This window comes from Hydrogenophaga sp. 70-12 (assembly GCF_001897365.1).
Lineage (GTDB): Bacteria > Pseudomonadota > Gammaproteobacteria > Burkholderiales > Burkholderiaceae_C > Hydrogenophaga > Hydrogenophaga borbori.
Map to the genome: position 1 here is coordinate 1 of NZ_MKSS01000091.1, position 17,714 is coordinate 17,714.

Here is a 17,714-nt window from a genome sequence, read left to right on the forward strand (position 1 = left end):
CCGCGCTGACCACGGTGCCGGCCTCGCGCGTGAGCGCGGCCATGTCCAGCACGTGGTGCGCGCGGCTGTGCTCGCGCACCAGCGCCAGCAGCGGGGCCTCGTCGCGGCGGCCGTCGCCCATCACCATCTTCTCGGCGGTGGTGAAGGCGCGCGAGGACGAGGTGATGACCAGCGTGTGCTCGCCCGACGCCAGGCCGTTGCCGATCTGGCGGCCGGTTTCCAGCAGCTCGGAGGAGACCAGCGCGTCGAGCCGGCCGGGCAGCGGGTTCAGGCCGAACACCGGGCGGCGGCCGCGCAGCTCGGCCAGCGGCGTGGGAAAGACCTCGAGGTAATAGGTGGTGGCGCCGGTGCGCTGGGCCACGCCGGGGATGCTGGTGGCCTGGGCCGCGTAGCCGGCGTGGCGCGCGGTGTCCACCAGCCAGTCGGTCAGCGTGCCGCCGCCTTCGCCGCCGAGGGCGCAGAGCAAAAGGGAAATGGGTTGGGCGGAAGACATGTCGGTATCAGGCGGCTTGCAACAGGCGGACGAAGGGCGCGCGAACGGCATCGAGCAGGCGCTCGTGCCACTTCGGGTTCTGCACCACCTCGGCGCGGTAGAAGGAGGGGCACAGCGTGGCCGCGTGCGCGTTGGCGCCGCACAGGCCGCAGCCCACGCAGCCGTCGATGACGGTGGCCACGGGGTCGACCTTCAGCGGATCGGGGTTGTCCTTGAGCGTGAGCGTGGGGCAGCCCGAGAGGCGGATGCAGGCGTGGTCGCCGTTGCAGACGTCCTCGTCCACGCCGTACTTCACGCGCACCACGCGCTGGCCCTTCTTCAGCAGGCCGGCGATCCAGGGCTTGATGCGGCGCTGGCGTTCCAGCTGGCATTCGCCCTCGGCCACGATGACCTTGAGGCCCTGGAAGTCGGTGGTGAAGGCCTCGGTGAGCGTGGCGCGCACGGTGTCCACCTCGTAGGTGTGAACGGTGCGCATCCATTGCACGCCCAGGCCCTTGAGCGTGCTCTCGATGGTCTGGTTCACGTGGGCCAGGCTCTGCGCCTTGTTGGGTGCGGCGGCCTTGGCCTCGTCGTCGGGCGTGGAGATGATGTCCTGCGTGCCGGTGGCCGAGGTGTAGCCGTTCTTGAAGATCAGCAGCACCGCGTCGTCGCCGTTGAAGAGCGCGCTCTGCACGCCGGTGAGCAGGCCGTTGTGCCAGAAGCCGCCGTCGCCCATTACCGACAGCACGCGCCGGCGCATCAGTGGCGAGACGCCGGCGCGGCTGGCCAGGCTCATGCCGTAGCCCAGGATGGAGTGGCCGAAGGAGAAGGGCTCGAAGGTGGCGAGCGCGTGGCAGCCGATGTCGCCCGCGATGTGCACCGGACCCACGTCCTGCTGGGCGAGCTTGAGGGCCGAGAACACCGGCCGCTCGGGGCAGCCGATGCACATGCCCGGCGGTCGCGCGGGCAGGGCCCCGCCCACGGCCTTGGCCACGTCGGCGCGGCGCTGCGCGTTGCCTTGCAGCCAGGCGCGGGCCGAGCCCAGCGCGGCGGCGTCGCTGGCCAGGTACTTCTCGACGAAACCCGCGAGGCCCTGGGACATCACCTCGGCCGTGTATTCACCGGCGCTGGGCAGCAGGTCCTTGCCGTGCAGCGGCGTGGGAATGCCGGCGCGGCGCAGCAGCGTGGCCAGTTCCTGCTCGATGTACTCGGGCTGGCCTTCCTCGATCATCAGCACGGCGCGCTTGCCCTCGCAGAAGCGCTCCAGCTGCTCGGGCACCAGTGGGCTGGTGACGTTGAGCACCAGCATGGGGATCTTCGACTCGCCGAAGGCGTCGGCCAGGCCGAACTGCTGCAGCGAGCGGATGAGGGTGTTGTAGAGCCCGCCCTGCACGATGAGGCCGAGGTCCTTGTGCTCGCCCTCGAACAGCTCGTTCAGGCCGTTGTCGGCGATGTAGCGGCGCGCGGCGGGGATGCGCTGCTCGCCCTTGAGCTTCTCGTGGCGGAAGGTCACGGGCGGGTGGGCCAGGCGCATGTAGTCGAAGCCCGCGGGCTCCTGGATCAGCTGGCGGGTGGAGATGGCGGGCGCGAGGTTGTCCTTGGTCTCGAAGCTGCCGCGCACGTGGCAGGCGCGGATGCGCAGCTCCATGATGGCCGGCATGTTCGAGGCCTCCGACAGGCGAAAGCCGTGCTCGACCATGTGCACCATGCGCGCCAGGTCGGGCCGGGGGTCGAGCAGCAGCATGCCGCTCTTGAGCGCGTAGGCGTGGGTGCGTTCCTGGATCACGCTGGCGCCCTCGCCGTAGTCCTCGCCGACGACGATCAGCACGCCGCCGGTGACACCGGGCGAGGCCAGGTTGGACAGCGCGTCGGCCGCCACGTTGGTGCCGACGATGGACTTCCAGGTGACCGCGCCGCGCACGGGGTAGTGGATGGACGCGCCCAGCATGGCCGCGGCCGAGGCCTCGTTGGAGCAGGCCTCCACGTGCACGCCCAGGGTGTCGAGGTAGGGCTTGGCCTGCACCATGACGTCGAGCAGGTGCGAAACCGGTGCGCCCTGGTAGCCGCCCACGTAGGACACGCCGGACTGCAGCAGGCCCTTGGTGATGGCGAGGATGCCTTCGCCGTGAAATGTCTGGCCCGCGCCGAGCTGGAGGGATTGGATCTCCTCGCCAAATGAAACTTCCAAGGCCTGTGTCTCCGTGGGTTTGTCGTGTCGAACACGCGAGTATGGGCGCTCGGTCGGCATCGATCCATACAATGAGCCTACTAACTGACATTAGATTCATGCATGTCAAAGACCTCGACCTGAACCTGCTTCGGCTGTTTGCCGAGGTGTACCGCGCGGGCAGCGTGAGCCGGGCGGCCGAGCGCCTGGGGCTGACGCAGCCGGCGGTGAGCCATGGCCTCACGCGGCTGCGCTTGCTGGTGAAGGACCCGCTGTTCATGCGCGCCCCCGGCGGGGTGCGGCCCACGCCGCGCGCCGTGGCCTTGGCCGAAGCGGTGCAGGACGCGCTGGACGCTTTGGAAGGCGCGCTCGGGCGCACCAGCGTGTTCGACCCCTCCACCTCGCGCCACCTCTTCCGTGTGCACATGAGCGACATCGGCGAGGGGCGCTTCCTGCCCGAACTGATGGCCTGGCTGCACGCGCAGGCGCCGGGCGTGCGCGTGGCCACGCAGCCGGTGCCGCACGCGGCGCTGGCCGAGTCGCTGGACGCGGGCGCGATCGATTTCGCGTTTGGCTTCCTGCCACAGGTCCGCGAGACGCGCCGCGTGGAACTGCTGCACGACCGCTACGTGGTGCTGATGCGCGCCGGGCACCCCATGGTGGCCTCGCTGCGCAAGCTGCGCGGCGTGGCGCAGCTGCGCGCGCTGCAGCAGCTGGACTTCGTGGCCGTGCGCGCGCACGCGGACACGCTGCGCATCCTGCAGCGCGCCGGCCTGCAGGAGCGCCTGCGCCTGACCACGGAGCACTTCATGGTGCTGCCCTCCATCGTGCAAGCCACCAACCTGTGCGGCGTGATGCCGCGCAACATCGCGCGCGGCTTCGTTCAGGCTGGCGGCTGCACGGTGCTGGAGCCACCCTTCGAGGGCGCCGATTTCACGGTCTCGCTGCACTGGAGCCACCGCTTCGAGGCCGACCCGGCGCACCGGTGGTTCCGCGAGGTCGCGGTCCAGCTGTTCGCCGAGTGCTGAGGGCCCAGCCCTTGCCGGGCGCCGCGGCCTCAGGCCGGCCGCGCGTCGAGCAGCCCGGCGCGCTCGGGTTCCCGGTAACCCGTCGACAGCGCCACGCCACCCGGCGTCACGCCGGCGTGGTCGCCCAGGCGCAGCGGGCGGGCGCGGTAGCTCTGGCGCATGGCGTCCACGCGCTGCTGCAGGGCTTCTCGCGTGGCGATGCGCTCGGCGTGCCGCTGCAGCACCTGGTGGGCCGATTCGATGAGCTTGGCGTTGCGCGTGCGCTCGGCGTCGGCCAGCAGCTGTTCCACCGTACCGGCGGGGTCGCCCTTGAGGCTCAGTCGCATGGCCTGTTCGGACAGGTGCAGCACGCGCGCGTGTCCCTGGCGCAAGGTCTCGGCCCAGGCCTCGTGGCCCTTGGCGGCGCAGGCCAGCAGCTCGCTCATGGCGCGGCTGGTGCCAAAGCGCAGGGCGATGGCGCCGATGGCCGCGTCGGCCCCGGCCGGCGCCGTGCCGCGCTGGGCCAGGCGAACCATCAGCGTGATCAGGTTGCAGGCGCTCTCGGTGTCGAAGCCGGGCGCGAGCACCTCGCCCATGAGCCGGACCGTGGTGTCCAGCGCGGCCGCGCCCAGCTTGTTGTGCAGGTTGTTGATGGCGGCCGCCACCTCGTGCAGGCGGCGCGGGCGTTCGGGCTCGAAGCTGCGCTCGGCGGTGCGCGCCAGCTGGTCCACGCAGCGCTGCAGGCCGCGCGTGTCGTTGTTGTCGAAGCGCGCCAGCGCCAGCAGCACCAGGGCCTGGGGGTCGAAGAGCTTGGAGTCCACGCCCAGGCGCGCCGCGCGGTCCAGCAGGGCCACGCCTTCGCCGCGGTCGCCGCCATAAAAGGCCAGCATGCCGTGCTTGAGCAGCCGGCTCACCGAGTGCGGCGTGAGCCGCGTGGCCATGGCATAGGTGCCCAGGGCCTGGTCGAACTGGCCCAGCTCGAACTGGGCGCGGCCCATGACGTCGTAGGCGTCGGCGTAGGCGTCGTCGTCCACCAGCAGGCTTTCGATGGTGCTGACGGCCTTGGCCGGCACGCCCGATTCGAGCTGCGCGCGCGCCACGCCCAGGCGGGCCCAGGGCAGGGTCTTGGCCTCGATCACGGCCTCGTACAGGCGCTGCGCCTCGCCGATGTGTCCGGCGCGCAGCAGCAGCTCGGCGCCGATGCGCGCGGCGTACAGCCAGTAGGCTTGCCGGGCTTCGAAGCGCGCCAGGCACAGCGCGGTGGCGTGGTCGAAGTCCTGCGCGTCGATGGCCGTGAAGATGGCGTGCAGCACCTGCTTGCGCTGGCGCGCGAGCTGGATGCGCTCGCCCAGGCTGGCGGCGGTGTGCGGCTTGAGCAGGTAGGCGTCGAGCGCCGACTCGGCCGCTTCGGCCACCTTGCTGTAGGTGGCCTCGGCGGTGAGCATCACGAACACCGTGTGGAAGGGCAGGATCTGGTGGCGGCGCAGGTCGTCCAGCAGTTCCTGCCCGGAGTAGCTTTCCTTGTCGAAGCGCTGTTCGCAGACCACCACGTCGTAGCGCTGCGCCTCCAGGCGGCGGCGCGCGTCGTGCACGCGCGCGCACTGCGCCACGTTGCCCACGCCCAGGTCCCGCAGCTGCGAAACGATGATCGCGCGCGATTGGGCGTTGCCCTCGATGACGAGGGCCGATGCGGTGTGCAGGGGGTTGTCGGTGACGTGCATGAAACGGCCCGGCCCGCAGGGGGCCGTTTGGGGATTCTGCGGGCTGGGCGCCGGGACCGGTGCGGGAAAAAGCGCGGTGCGAGCGGCGCAGATTCGTCGATCGGCGGTCTCAGAGCAAGGCGCGCAGCGTGGACAGGGCGCCCGCGAAGGTGGTGGTGTGCACCGCGGGGTCGGTCTCAAGGCCATGGTTCCGTCGCACGTCGTCGATGCGCGCGCGCAGGGCATTGCGCAGCTGGTCTTCGAAAGCCTGCCTCTTTTGGTTGTTGCGTGACTTGAGATGCCGCATGAACGAGGCGGTGGCCATGTACAGCTGGTCGACCTGATCGGGCGACGCGATCGCGTGGACGGCGGCGCTCAGGGCGTTGATGAACACTTGACCGGAGTTGAGGCCTTTCGGCGAGCGCTCAAAGACCTCTTGCGCGTATTGAAGGCGCGTGGAGAAGCCGGTCCCGGTTTCCGGCGTCGCCGCGGTGGCAGGGGTGTTCACGGCAGGGGGCCGATCGGCGCTGAAGGTCGCGGCAGAGGGCTCGGCGTGCGCGACCACGGCCAGCGTTGTCGCTTCCTGTGCGCCAAAGGCCTGCCGCACCGATCGACAGACCCTGTCCTGCCCCGGCGCCGGCAGGCGGCGCAGCGCCACCAGGAGCGCCTCGACCAGGGCCTGGGCATCGGGGGCGCGCTGCGTGCAGGTGAGCGCCAGCTGCACTTGTTTGTCCAGGGCGTCCGATGGCGGCGGCGTGTCCAGGTAGGGGGGCGGGACCACCTCCTCGTCCATGGCCTGCTTCAGTGGGTTCCAGGCATCGGCAGACGGGCCCCAGGTATTGAGCAAAGCCGGGGCCTGGGGCGCCACCAGCAGAAGGCGCAGGACATTCAACACCAGCACGTCGTCGTCCAGGGGGCCGAGATCGGTGGCCAGGTTGGGAATGCCCAAGGCCCAGCGCAGCTTTTGCAGGAACATGCGGCGGTCGAAGTCCCCCGGATGGGTCTCCTTCCGACGGTAGTTCGTCACGACCTTCACCTTGAGCAGCTCGGCGGGCGAGGCGACGTGGGGCAGCAGTGTCAGGGCCGCGTCGAGCAGCTGTCTGGCCGCCTCGGTCCGCGACGGGAGATGGCTGTCCTGCAGACCGGGCTCGGGTGCCTCCACGGGGGCGCTCGCCATGGCGCTGTCGTATGCCGATTTCAGCCTCGCCATTTCGGCGTCGATGCCCATGAACGGCACCGTGTGGCGGCAGGGCTGGCACAACAGCTTCAGTGCCAGCGGGACACACAGCCCCTGCATGTTCTGGAGCAGGTAGCCATCTTCTGCCCGCGTGTGCGACACCACCTCGGACAGCGCGGTCTGCACAAGCAGGCGCAAGCTGTGTTCCAGCGTCGCGGCCACCAGGCATTCCGTCAAGGCGTTGTCGGGAGGCAGCCAGCTCAGCCCCTCGAGAAACGCCAGCAGTTGCTTCAGGTTCGCCGACTGCTCCTTCATGGCCGGCAGCCACTGTGTCAAGGCATTCAGCAAACCCGGGGGCACGTGGGTGTTCCAGCGCTGCCCCGCGTCGGTCGCCAACCAGTCGCGGTAGGGCTGCAGCAGCCGCTCGATGGCGCCGGCCCAGTTCAAGGTCCAGCGATCGCCCTGGCCACCGGCCAGCAGGTCGAGCGAGAGGGTGCTGCTGTAGCGGGCATCGATGCGAACCTGGTCCGGCCCGAGGAGCTGCTGGCGTTCGGCGTGCGCATTCAACCGCTGCTCGAACGCGCCGATGTTGGGCATGCCCGCGAACCCGTCCAGGGCGCCAACGCACAGGTTCATGTGGGCCTGTGTCTGAATCCGAGGCACCAGCGACAGCAGGTTGGCCAGCAGCAGGCTTTCGCCGTTGGGGTCGTTGGGGTGCTGGCAAAAGGCGGTGGTGAAGCGGTGCAGCGAGCTGGCGATGCCGTCGTCGGGGGTGGGCGGCTCCTGGTCCGGCCCCGCCTGCGCGCCAGGGACTGCCCGCTGGGTGTCGTCGGGCGCTGCATGCCGGATCGTCGGGTGCTGCGGTGCCGAGCCTGAGCTGAGGGGGCTTGGCGTCAAGAGGTGGCGCGTGGCGACCACGTGGGGGGGAATGCTTTGGCTGCGCATGAGCGGGAGGGCGGACTGGCGTGCTGGTGAGTGATGCCGCCTGGCCGGCGGTTCCTGTCGCCCGCCACGCCATCGCCGGCCCGCCGCGGCGTTGCAGCCGTGTCCCGAGGGAGCCGGTCTCAGACCCGCCAGATGCGGGGGGCGGTGCCGCTCAGCGCCCAGGCTTGTTCGCGCAGCGCTGCCCAGGCGCGCTGCAAGACCGCCATGAGCGGTTCGACCTGCGGCCCGAGTGCACGCACCAGGAGCAGGCGCGGGTCGGGGCAGGTGGCGCCGGTCCGCACCTCGGGTGACGCGCCGGCCAGGGCCAGGCGCACGCTGTCGAGCAGTGCTTCTCGCCGTGCACTGGGCCAGGGCTCGCCGCTCGCCAGCCACAACGTGCCCAGGGCGCGCTGCCCGGCCAGGCCCAGGGGGCTGTCGAGCAGGCGGGTGTCGCTCGCGTCGATGCGCGCGCGCTCCAGCCACACGCCGGGCCACTGCAACTCCTGCAGCAGGCTGCCCTGGCTGAAGGCCTGGCCGGCGGCGGGCAGGCCCAAGGCGCAGACGTCCCAGCCCAGGCACTCGCCGCCCGGGGCGATCTCCAGGGTGAGCGCGTTGCGCGCCCGGCATTGGGGGTAGGCGATGGCTTCCAGCGGCAGCCATTCGAGGCGCGCGCCCTCGTCCACGCGCAGCTGCACGCGCTGCGCGGCCTCGGGCCCGTCGCTGCGGTAGAAGCGCGTGGCGCCAGGCGTGCTGATGAGCGCGTGCGCCCCGGCCTCGGCGTGCGCGCGGATGTCCAGGGTGTCGCCGCCGACCAGGCCGCCCGGCGGGTGAACGATCACGTTGTGGCAGACGCCCTCGCCCTCGGGGTGGAGGCTTTTGAGGATGCGCAGCGGTCCGTCGTGCCGGTGCCGCAGCGTGGTGCGCGGACCGTCGCGGCGGTAGCTCAGGTCGAGGGTGGCGTGCCAGGGCATGCGGCGAGTGTAGGGGCGGGTGCCGGGCCGCCGCCGGTGGTTCAGTCGATCGAATGCCAGTGCCGCAGTCGCTGGCGATCCGCCTCGGGAATGTCGGTGTTCTGGAGGTAGTGGTTGAGCAAGCTCCGGCTTCGGTCGGTCAGCGTTGGGACTTGGAGCAGCTTGGCGTTGTCGGGCCCGCCCACGCGGTAGAACGCATCGATCAGCAGACGCTCGGGGAAGCGCTCGAAGAGGAAGGTGCCCCGAAAGGGGTGGTTGCCCTGCACGCCCTTGGCGGCTTCGGTCAGCAGTTGTTTGACACCGTCGAGCAGGTAGGGGCGCAGCTCGGGTTCCGTCCAGTGCCTCGCCGCCCAGGCCCATTGCGCGACGAAGAAAGGGCCGCAAGGCGGGTGCTGGTTCACGAGCGCCTTCAGGCAAGCCTCTTTTTCCTCCAACGAGGCCTCTCCCAGGGTGCGCGGGTCGCGCGGCAGAAAGTCGGCGACGAAGGGGTCTTGTTCCAGCGCCTGGCGTTGGCCGGGCGGCGGCGACAGACCTGTGTCATGGGTGTCGGCATGGTCCTGCAGCGCGGCCTCGAGGTCGCTGAGCAGCCGCCGCTGTTCGCCCAGCGAAAGCCCTTCCCTGTGCTCCAGGGCGAGCGCGCCGAGGCCCTTCAGGTACTCGGCGTCTTGCGTGAGGCCCTGCTGGTGCGCGATGGCCAGTGCGGTGATCGGCAGCCGTTCCAGGCAGGCACCCTGCGTGGGGTCGATCTGGCGGTGTTCGGCCAGTTGCCGGGCGGGGCCCAGCAGCCCTTTCAGGGTGTCGAGAAAATGCGGAGGATCCGACGCGGCGTCCAGCAGCACCTGTTCGGCGCGCTGGCCGATGTGGCTCAGGTCGCCCACGGGCTGGAACAGGGGCGGCAAGGTCTCGGTGGGGGGCAGGCAGACCGGCTGGGAACCGCGCACGGGCTGGTCGCCCATGCCTGGGTGGTGATGGCCCCACACCAGCGGCGGGGCGTCGCGCAGCGCGCTGTCCAAAGGCGCCCGCGTGGCTGGAAGGGCCGTGTTCCAGGGGGCGATGCGGGCGAGGGGGTGTGGCACGCGCACGGACGCCAGCGTCCATTGGCTGTGGGATGAGAACAAGGGGTTGACGAGATGGCTTGAGCGCTTCATGGCAACGGGGCATTGCGGTGGTTGGCCTGCCCGTGCGGCAGGCTTCCGCGCTCTGTGGTCGCCGCGGCGGGAGCCGGTTCCCACGCGGCTCCTGGCGGTCAAGGTTTCCAGATCGCTCTTCAGCCGCCCTGTGAGCCCCGGTGCGCCCAGCCCGTGGTGTGCTTCTCGATGAAGCTGAACAGCTCGTACATGGCCATGGCCATCACGCCCACCACCAGCAGGCCGCTGAAGGCCAGGCCCATCTGCATGGACGAGCCGGCGGAGATCAGCAGGTAGCCGATGCCTTCGTTCGAGGCGGTCATCTCCGACACCGTGGTGCCCACGAAGGCGAGGGTGATGGCGACCTTGAGCGAGCCGAAGAAATAGGGCATGGAGCGCGGCAGGCCCACCTTGGTGAGCACGTCCCAGCGCTTGGCGCCCAGCACGCGCAGCACGTCCTCCAACTCGGGCTCCAGCGTGGCCAGGCCGGTGGCGATGTTGACCATGATGGGGAAGAAGCTGATGAGGAAGGCCGTGAGGATGGCCGGGCCCACGCCGATGCCGAACCACACCACCAGGATGGGCACGAAGGCCGCCTTGGGCAGGGCGTTGAAGGCGGTCATCAGCGGATAGACCGCCGCGTAGGCCAGGCGCGAGCTGCCGATGAGAAAGCCCAGCAGCACGCCCACCACGATGGCGAGGCCGAAGCCGGCCATGGTGACCCAGAAGGTGCGCCAGGCGTGGCCCATGATGGTGGCCTTGTGCTCCAGCGTCTGTTCCCAGATGCGCGAGGGGCTGGGGAAGATGAACTCGGACACGCCGAAGCCGACGGTGATGAGTTCCCAGACCACCACGATCGCGATCAGCAGCAGCAGCGGCGAGAAGCGCTCGAGGTTCTTTCGTTGTTGGCTGGTCATGGCGCGCTCATTGGTTGATGACGGCGCCGGCCTTGCGCATGGCGCCGATGTGGCCGCGCAGCTCGTGCACGACGTCGGTGAAGTCCTTGGTGTAGGTGACTTCGAGCTCGCGCGTGCGCGGAATCTGAATCTCGCGCTTGACGACGAATCGGCCCGGGCTCTTGCTCATGCAATACACCGTGTCGGCGAGAAAGACCGATTCGCGCAGGTCGTGCGTGACCAGGATGACGTTGAAGCGCTGCGCTTCCCACAGGTCGCGCAGGGTGCACCACAGCTCCTCGCGGGTGAAGGCGTCGAGCGCGCCGAAGGGCTCGTCGAGCAGCAGCATCTTGGGTTCGTGGATGAGCGCGCGGCAGATGCTGGCGCGTTGCTGCATGCCACCCGACAGCTCCCAGGGAAACTTCTGGCCCATGCCGCCCAGGCCCACGCTCTCCAGCAGCTTGAGCGCGCGCTCCTCGAACTCCTTGCGGCGGTCCTTGAACTGGTGGCGGTAGGGCTCGACGATTTCCAGCGGCAGCAGCACGTTGTCCAGCGTGGTGCGCCAGGGCAGCAGCGAAGGCGCCTGGAAGGCCATGCCCGAGATCTTCAGCGGGCCGGTCACGGGCTGGCCGTCGATGCGGATCTGGCCCATGCTGGGCATCTTCAGGCCCGTGGTGAGCTTCATGAAGGTGGATTTGCCGCAACCCGAAGGACCGACGATGGCGATGAACTCGCCGCGCTGGACCTTCAGGTTGATGTCCTCGACGGCGAAGACCTTGCGGGCCAGCAGGTCCTCGTTGTAGGCGAGCCAGACCTGGTCGAAATCGACGAAGGCGGCGTCGTTGGGCGGGGCGTTGGTCGACATGGGCTTCTTTCGTGAGAAGGGCCAGCCACCCGCTGGGGAGGCTGGCCCCGGTCCGCGCGGGCTTTACTTCTTGGCGGGCGGCAGGATGTCGAGTTCGGCCTTGCTGGGCAGCATGCTGCCGTTCCAGACCTTGGACGGGTCGACGCGGGTCTTGGTGGCGTAGGCGTCCGACACCTCCGAGGCCATCAGGGCCAGGCGGCCCGGCACGACCTGGCCGAAGCCTTCCCGGCGCGCGTCGGGGCTGGCCACCACGGCGTCGATGGCCAGCTGCAGACGGCGCGTTTCCAGGGGCACGTTGATGATGCCGTCGCGCGCCTTGACGGTCTCGATGGTGGCGGCCGGATTGGCCATCACTTCCTTGGCGCCCTTGGCGAAGGCCGAGAGGAAGGCCTTCACTGCGCCGGGGTTCTCGGCGATCAGCTTGGGCGTGGCCACGATCACGTTGCCGTAGAGCTTCACGCCGTGTTCGGCGAAGGGCAGGATCACCACGTCTTCCGTCTTGACGCCGCGCGCTTCCAGGTTGAGCAGCGAGGTGAACGAGAAGCCGGTGATGGCCTCGATGTCGCCGCGCACCAGCATGGTCTCGCGCAGCGGTGGGTCCATGGAGGTCCAGCTCACGCTGTTGATGTGGTTGGCCTTCTGGAAGATGGGAAAGCCCTTGCGGCCGGCGTCGAACACGGGCGCGCCGAGCTTGCGGCCTTCCAGGTCTTTGGGCTTGGTGATGCCGCTTTTCTTGAGCGCGAGCACCGCGGCCGGCGTGTTGTTGTAGACCATCATCACCGCGACCGGCTTGTTGGGCGCGTCGGGGTTGTTGGCATGGAACTCCATCAGGGCGGCCATGTCGGCGAAGCCCATGTCGTAGGTGCCCGAGGCCACGCGGGTGACGGCGCCGCTGGAGCCGTTGCCGGAGTCGATGGTCACGTCCAGCCCGGCCTGCTTGTAGTAGCCCTTGGCGGCGGACTGCAGGAACAGGGCGGCGGGGCCTTCGAAGCGCCAGTCGAGCTGGAACTTGATAGGGGTTTGCGCGTGCGCGGCGCCCGCGAAGCTGGCGGCCAGCGCCAGGGCGGCGGTGGTCTGGAGGAAGCGGCGTTTGTTCATGGTTTCTCCAAGGCTGGCGAGTCGTCGTTGGGGATAGGCGCCGCTGGCGGGGGCCGGCGGGCCATGCGGAACGGATAGCAACATCGGTGCCAGTGCGCGGCCGCTGGCGGCGGGGTGGCCGTGGCCTTTTTTGCACACGAAATCTGTATACACATTCTCCGTGCGGGGTCGGGTCGGGGTTATCCAGACATACCCTGAAATGGCATGCCCCACGGCGGTGTGGGCACCGCCGTGGGGCGCATTGTTACCCCGATGTGGTGCGCCGCACCCCCGGGCTGGTCCCGGGGGGCGCCGCACTCAGGCCTGGGCCGCCGCCAGTGCCGTCATGTTGAGCACGCGGCGCACGGTGGCCGCGGGCGTGAGGATGTGCACCGCGCCCTTGACACCCATGAGCACCGGGCCCACCGTGACGCCGCCGCTGGTGGTGGTCTTCATCACGTTGTAGAGGATGTTGGCCGCGTCCAGGTTCGGGCACACCAGCAGGTTGGCCGAGCCGGTGAGGCTGCTCTCGGCCAGGTAGGCGCTGCGGATCTCGGGCTGCAGCGCGGCGTCGCCGTGCAGCTCGCCGTCGCACTCGATGCCGGGGTGGCTGGCCACGAAGAGGTCGCGGGCGCGCGCCATCTTGCGCGCCGAGGCGCGCTTGCTGGAGCCGTAGCTGGAGTGCGACAGGAAGGCCACGCGCGGCTGGTGGCCGAAGCGCTGGACCGCGTGCGCGGCCATGGCGGCGATCTCGGCCAGCTCCTCGGCGCTCGGGTCCTCGTTGACGTAGGTGTCGGCGATGAACACCGGGCCGCGGTCGGTCATGAGGGCGTTGACCGCGGCGTACAGCTTGGCGCCTTCGCGGCGGCCCAGGATGCTGTCGATGCGCTCCAGGTGCGTCATGTAGCTGCCCACCAGACCGCAGATGAGGGCGTCGGCGTCGCCGAGCGAGATCATGAGCGAGCCGATGATGGTGTTGGAGCGGCGCACCGCGGCCTTGGCGACCTCGGGCGTGGCGCCCTGGCGGCCCATCAGCTGGTGGTAGTGCTCCCAGTACTGGCGAAAGCGCGGGTCGTCCTCGGGGTTGACGTTTTCCACGTCCACGCCGAGGCGCATGCGCAGACCGGCCTTGGCGATGCGCGCCTCGATCACGGCCGGCCGGCCGATGAGGATGGGGTGGGCCAGGCCGTCGTCGATGGCCATCTGCGCGGCGCGCAGGGCGCGCTCGTCCTCGCCGTCGGCGTAGGCCACGCGCTGCTTCTTGGGCTGGGCCTTGGCGGCGTTGAACACCGGCTGCATGAGGATGCCGGTCTGGTAGACGAAACGCCCGAGCTGCTGGCGGTAGGCGTCCATGTCGGCGATGGGCCGCGTGGCCACGCCGGAGTCGGCCGCGGCCTGCGCCACGGCGGGCGCGATGCGCAGGATCAGGCGCGAGTCGAAGGGCTTGGGGATCAGGTAATCGGGGCCGAAGCTCAGCTCCTGGCCGGCGTAGGCGTTGGCCACTTCCTCGCTGGTCTCGCTCTTCACCAGGTCGGCGATCTGGCGCACGCAGGCCAGCTTCATCTCTTCCGTGATGCGGGTGGCGCCGCAGTCGAGCGCGCCGCGGAAGATGTAGGGGAAGCACAGGACGTTGTTGACCTGGTTCGGGTAGTCGCTGCGGCCGGTGGCGATGATGCAGTCGGGCCGCACGGCCTTGGCCAGCTCGGGGCGGATCTCGGGCTCGGGGTTGGCCAGGGCCAGGATGATGGGCTTGGCGGCCATGGTCTTGACCATCTCGGCCGTCATCACGCCGGGGGCCGAGCAGCCCAGGAACACGTCGGCGCCGTTCACCGCGTCGGCCAGGGTGCGCTTGTCGGTGGCCTGCGCATAGCGCTGCTTGGACTCGTCCATGCCGCCGGGGCGGCCCTGGTACAGCACGCCCTTGGAGTCGCAGACGTAGATGCGATCGCGCGAGACGCCCAGTCCCACCATCACGTCCAGGCAGGCGATGGCGGCGGCGCCCGCGCCCGAGACGGCCACCGTGACGTCGCCGATGGCCTTGCCCACCAGCTCCAGGCCGTTGATCAGCGCGGCCGCGCTGATGATGGCGGTGCCGTGCTGGTCGTCGTGGAAGACCGGGATGTTGAGGCGCTCGCGCAGCTTCTTCTCGACGTAGAAGCACTCGGGCGCCTTGATGTCCTCGAGGTTGATGCCGCCCAGCGTGGGCTCCAGCGCGGCGATGATGTCCACCAGCTTGTCCGGGTCGCGCTCGGCGAGTTCGATGTCGAAGACGTCGATGCCGGCGAACTTCTTGAACAGGCAGCCCTTGCCCTCCATCACGGGCTTGCCGGCCAGCGGGCCGATGTCGCCCAGGCCCAGCACGGCCGTGCCGTTGGTGATCACGCCCACCAGGTTGCCGCGGCTGGTGTAGTCGGCGGCCTTGTTCGGGTCGGCCTGGATCTCCAGGCAGGGATAGGCCACGCCGGGCGAGTAGGCCAGGGACAGGTCGCGCTGGTTGGACAGCGGCTTGGTCGGGGTGACGGCGATCTTGCCCCGGCGGGGCGCGCGGTGGTACTCAAGCGCGGCGTCGCGCAAGGCCTGTTCGGCGGGGGTCATGCTTGTCTCCTCAATGGACCGGTTGCGAGCGCGGATTGTCGCAGGAGGACACGATGGGTTCGGCCGGGTCCGGGCATGACCTCGCGCTGAAGTCTCCCAGGGCAAGGCGTGACCCGCGTCACGGAGGGCAACGGACCGGCGGGTCCATGGTGCATCTGCACTATTCGGCGGCGCGCCCCCGCTCAATAGGCTTGGGTGGTCCTAGCCCATCGAGACCCATGCCCATGTCCATGAAGCCTTCCCACGCGCTGCGCGCGAACCTTTTGCTGGCGTTGCCCTTGTGGTGCGGCCAGGCCCTGGCGTTCCCGGCACTGAAGGACGAGCCCTTGCAACCGCTGATGGCGGCGGCAAGCGCCGAATACCAGCGGTACATGGCCCATCCGGTCGCGCTGGCCGCGCCCAAGGACGCGCTGGCCTGGCCTTGTGCCGTGTCCCCGGCCGAACTGGATGTGTTCGCGAACACCGTCGACTCGGACAACGACCCGGTCGCGAAAGCGGAACTGGTGAACGACGCGCGTTCCGGCGGCATGCCGCCCAGCAGGATCGTGTATGCCAACAAGGTGGTCACGCCGGTGCGCGCCCAATGCGAAGGGGGCAAGCTGTCGGGCCCCGTCGAGTTCTGGGTCGAATACGACCAAACCGTCGGCAGCAGCCAGATCACGCTGAAGTACCACAACCTCATCCGCGTGCGGGCCCAGGCCCTGCAGGGCCGGCCGGACGGCGCGGTGCTGGTGACGGGGACCACCTTGTCGCAGCAGACGGAGTACGCCGACCGGGCGACCGCGGACATGATGGCGGCGCAGCCCAAGCCCAAGATATCCACCGTGTTCTTCATGGCCTTCACGGTGGCCGGGCCGGCGCCCAAAACCTCGGTGGCCATCGCCCGCACCACCGTCGATGGCGCGCTCAGCCTGACCACCCGCACGCGCTTCTCACGCCCGGACGGGCAGGTGGTCGAGGACGGCTATGGGGCGTTTGGCGGCCCCGGGCACCACGACTCCCGCACGCTGCGGCGAAACGGCAAGCTTCACGGGCCCCAGCAGACCTTCGCCGGCATGATGGGGCAGTTCCCCATTGCGGCCTCGACGGTGTGCTGGCAGGAGGGGGAAAAGGTCCTGACCAACACCTGCCCGGCGGACTGAGCATGCGCCCATTGATCCACCTGTTGTTGGCGAGCCTGGTCGCGGGCTGCGCCAGCCGGAGCTACACCGAAGCGGAATTCAAGCGCCCGGCCCACGCCGAGTGCATCGCAGGGGACTGCCGCAACGGCATCGGGACCCTGCGCTACCTCGATGGCACCGAGATCACCGGGGCGCGCGCCCATGGCGAACAGATGGCCGGCACGTACCAGATCCGCTGGCCCTGCCAGCCGGACAGGACGCACGCCCTGACCTACGACGCGCAGAAGCGCCCGGTGTCGGGCACGATCATCCGCACCTGCATGAAGGACTCGCTGGCCATGAGCCAGGCGCCGCGCGTGGCCTCGTTCTCCGGGACCTTCTTCGCCGTGAGCAATCCCTTCACCCGGGAAACCGTGTCCTCGTACAAGAGCGGCACCTACACCGACACGCGCGGCATCCTCTGGGAAGGCGAGTTCGACTACATCCCCATCCGCGATTCGGTGGAGCTGCCCGGCTACGGCAAGACCTTTCTGCGCTCGGGCGCCTTCGTCTTCGTTGGCGCCAGGATCGACACCGAGCTGGACGAAGTGGTCCGCGGGCTGTTCATCAGCGAGCCGACCCGGCCCGAAGCGGACATCCGGCTGATCCGCGCCCGCCCGGACTACCTGGAAAGCCTGCGCTCCACCTTCGTGGCGGACCGCGCCGCCAATGCGGCAGAACTGGCCGAGGAGCAGCGCGCCAGCCGGGAGGCCTTCAACACCATCCTGAACGTCGCGGCCGGCGCCGCCATCATTTATGGCAGCGCGCGCGCCATGGCCGCGGCCGACCGCGCGACGCTCGACTCGATGACGGGCCTGATCCGCGGCGAGCGCTCGCCCATGGCGCCCGGTGCGCGTCCGCCCGCGGCGGCGGCCGCAGGCCGCGCCCCCACGCCGATCTCCGTGGCCGAGTTCCGCCGGCTGCAGGGGAGCGCGGACAACGCCGCCGCGCCGGGCCGGCCGACCAGCGCCCCGTCGCGGCCGGCCGCGACGCCACAGGCCACGGCAACAGGGAACGCCGCCGCCCGCGCGCCCAGCCCCGGGAACGCCCAGGCGCCCGCGCCAAACGCCGGCGGCGGCCAGCGTAGCTACCCGGGCTTGCCCAAGGTGCGGACCGACCAGTGGGACAGCCAGGTCACGGGCAAGAAGAACGCCGACGCTTGGTGCACCAAGTGGACCAAGTCCATCCGCGACGGGTTCATCGGCAGCAAGAACGACTTCATCGGCATGGGTCCGTGTGGCTGCGAACTGGCGAAGAACTCGGTGTCCAACACCATGCCGGGTGTCTTCGTGGCGGAGTACTTCTGCAAGTTCGATTACACGTGGCGCCAGAACGTCCCGGACACCACCAGCCGCTAGGGGCCGGTCGGCGGCGGGCCTGCCAGCGCCCGGCCGCCCCGCGTGGTCCCGTCAGCGAGCGAAGCCCTCAGGCCCGCAGCAAGTCGTGCAGCGTGCGCGCGACGACTTTGGTGGCGCGTCGCAGGTCGTCCAGGCGCACGTGTTCGTCGGCGCGCTTGGCGTTGGACTCGCGCACGGTGCGCGGGCCGGCGCCGTAGATGACGCCGGGGATGCCGCGC

The 17,714-nt window shown here is 69.8% G+C and carries 13 protein-coding genes and 1 pseudogene; 3 read left to right on the top strand and 11 right to left on the bottom strand.

What is annotated here, in order from left to right; all coding sequences use genetic code 11:
* Both BGO22_RS05790 and BGO22_RS05795 read right to left on the bottom strand, forming a co-directional pair.
* A partial coding sequence (locus tag BGO22_RS05790; protein ID WP_286849612.1) for a 2-oxoacid:acceptor oxidoreductase family protein occupies positions 1 to 493 on the bottom strand: 493 nt, incomplete at its 3' end.
* Positions 494 to 500: 7 nt separating this feature from the next.
* Positions 501 to 2,660 carry a thiamine pyrophosphate-dependent enzyme gene (locus BGO22_RS05795; protein ID WP_070397486.1) on the bottom strand — a complete coding sequence of 720 codons (2,160 nt, stop codon included), beginning with the start codon at positions 2,658 to 2,660 and terminating at the stop codon, positions 501 to 503.
* Between the two features lie 98 nt (positions 2,661 to 2,758).
* Between BGO22_RS05795 and BGO22_RS05800 the strand changes: the two genes are divergently transcribed.
* Positions 2,759 to 3,667 (top strand): LysR family transcriptional regulator, encoded by a 909-nt coding sequence (locus BGO22_RS05800; protein ID WP_070397487.1) that lies wholly within the window; start codon positions 2,759 to 2,761, stop codon positions 3,665 to 3,667.
* A 29-nt stretch (positions 3,668 to 3,696) separates the two neighbouring features.
* On the opposite strand, the gene BGO22_RS05805 is transcribed toward BGO22_RS05800, so the two are convergent.
* From BGO22_RS05805 to BGO22_RS05840, 8 genes are all read right to left on the bottom strand, one after another.
* Positions 3,697 to 5,367 carry a response regulator gene (locus BGO22_RS05805; RefSeq protein ID WP_070397488.1) on the bottom strand — a complete coding sequence of 557 codons (1,671 nt, stop codon included), beginning with the start codon at positions 5,365 to 5,367 and terminating at the stop codon, positions 3,697 to 3,699.
* Positions 5,368 to 5,476: 109 nt separating this feature from the next.
* A complete protein-coding gene (locus BGO22_RS05810) occupies positions 5,477 to 7,468 on the bottom strand; it encodes a hypothetical protein (protein ID WP_070397489.1) in 1,992 nt (663 codons plus the stop codon).
* 119 nt (positions 7,469 to 7,587) lie between these two features.
* Positions 7,588 to 8,418: an urease accessory protein UreD gene (locus BGO22_RS05815; RefSeq protein WP_070397490.1), complete on the bottom strand. Its 831-nt coding sequence runs from the start codon at positions 8,416 to 8,418 to the stop codon at positions 7,588 to 7,590.
* A gap of 41 nt (positions 8,419 to 8,459) precedes the next feature.
* Positions 8,460 to 9,566, bottom strand: a complete 1,107-nt coding sequence (locus BGO22_RS05820) for a hypothetical protein (protein WP_139146921.1) — start codon at positions 9,564 to 9,566, stop codon at positions 8,460 to 8,462.
* 119 nt (positions 9,567 to 9,685) lie between these two features.
* Positions 9,686 to 10,462 carry an ABC transporter permease gene (locus BGO22_RS05825; protein ID WP_070397492.1) on the bottom strand — a complete coding sequence of 259 codons (777 nt, stop codon included), beginning with the start codon at positions 10,460 to 10,462 and terminating at the stop codon, positions 9,686 to 9,688.
* 7 nt (positions 10,463 to 10,469) lie between these two features.
* The gene (locus BGO22_RS05830) at positions 10,470 to 11,306 is read right to left on the bottom strand and encodes an ABC transporter ATP-binding protein (RefSeq protein WP_070397493.1); all 837 of its coding nucleotides are present in this window, start codon (positions 11,304 to 11,306) and stop codon (positions 10,470 to 10,472) included.
* 63 nt (positions 11,307 to 11,369) lie between these two features.
* Positions 11,370 to 12,404: an ABC transporter substrate-binding protein gene (locus tag BGO22_RS05835; protein ID WP_070397494.1), complete on the bottom strand. Its 1,035-nt coding sequence runs from the start codon at positions 12,402 to 12,404 to the stop codon at positions 11,370 to 11,372.
* A 297-nt stretch (positions 12,405 to 12,701) separates the two neighbouring features.
* The gene (locus BGO22_RS05840; RefSeq protein WP_070397495.1) at positions 12,702 to 14,978 is read right to left on the bottom strand and encodes an NADP-dependent malic enzyme; all 2,277 of its coding nucleotides are present in this window, start codon (positions 14,976 to 14,978) and stop codon (positions 12,702 to 12,704) included.
* A 224-nt stretch (positions 14,979 to 15,202) separates the two neighbouring features.
* Between BGO22_RS05840 and BGO22_RS05845 the strand changes: the two genes are divergently transcribed.
* Both BGO22_RS05845 and BGO22_RS05850 read left to right on the top strand, forming a co-directional pair.
* The gene (locus BGO22_RS05845; RefSeq protein ID WP_175442781.1) at positions 15,203 to 16,120 is read left to right on the top strand and encodes a hypothetical protein; all 918 of its coding nucleotides are present in this window, start codon (positions 15,203 to 15,205) and stop codon (positions 16,118 to 16,120) included.
* A 2-nt stretch (positions 16,121 to 16,122) separates the two neighbouring features.
* Complete coding sequence (locus BGO22_RS05850) at positions 16,123 to 17,496, top strand: hypothetical protein (RefSeq protein WP_139146923.1); 1,374 nt, start codon at positions 16,123 to 16,125, stop codon at positions 17,494 to 17,496.
* A gap of 67 nt (positions 17,497 to 17,563) precedes the next feature.
* On the opposite strand, the pseudogene BGO22_RS05855 reads toward BGO22_RS05850, so the two are convergent.
* A pseudogene (locus tag BGO22_RS05855) lies at positions 17,564 to 17,714 on the bottom strand (peptidase M20); the annotation flags it as partial.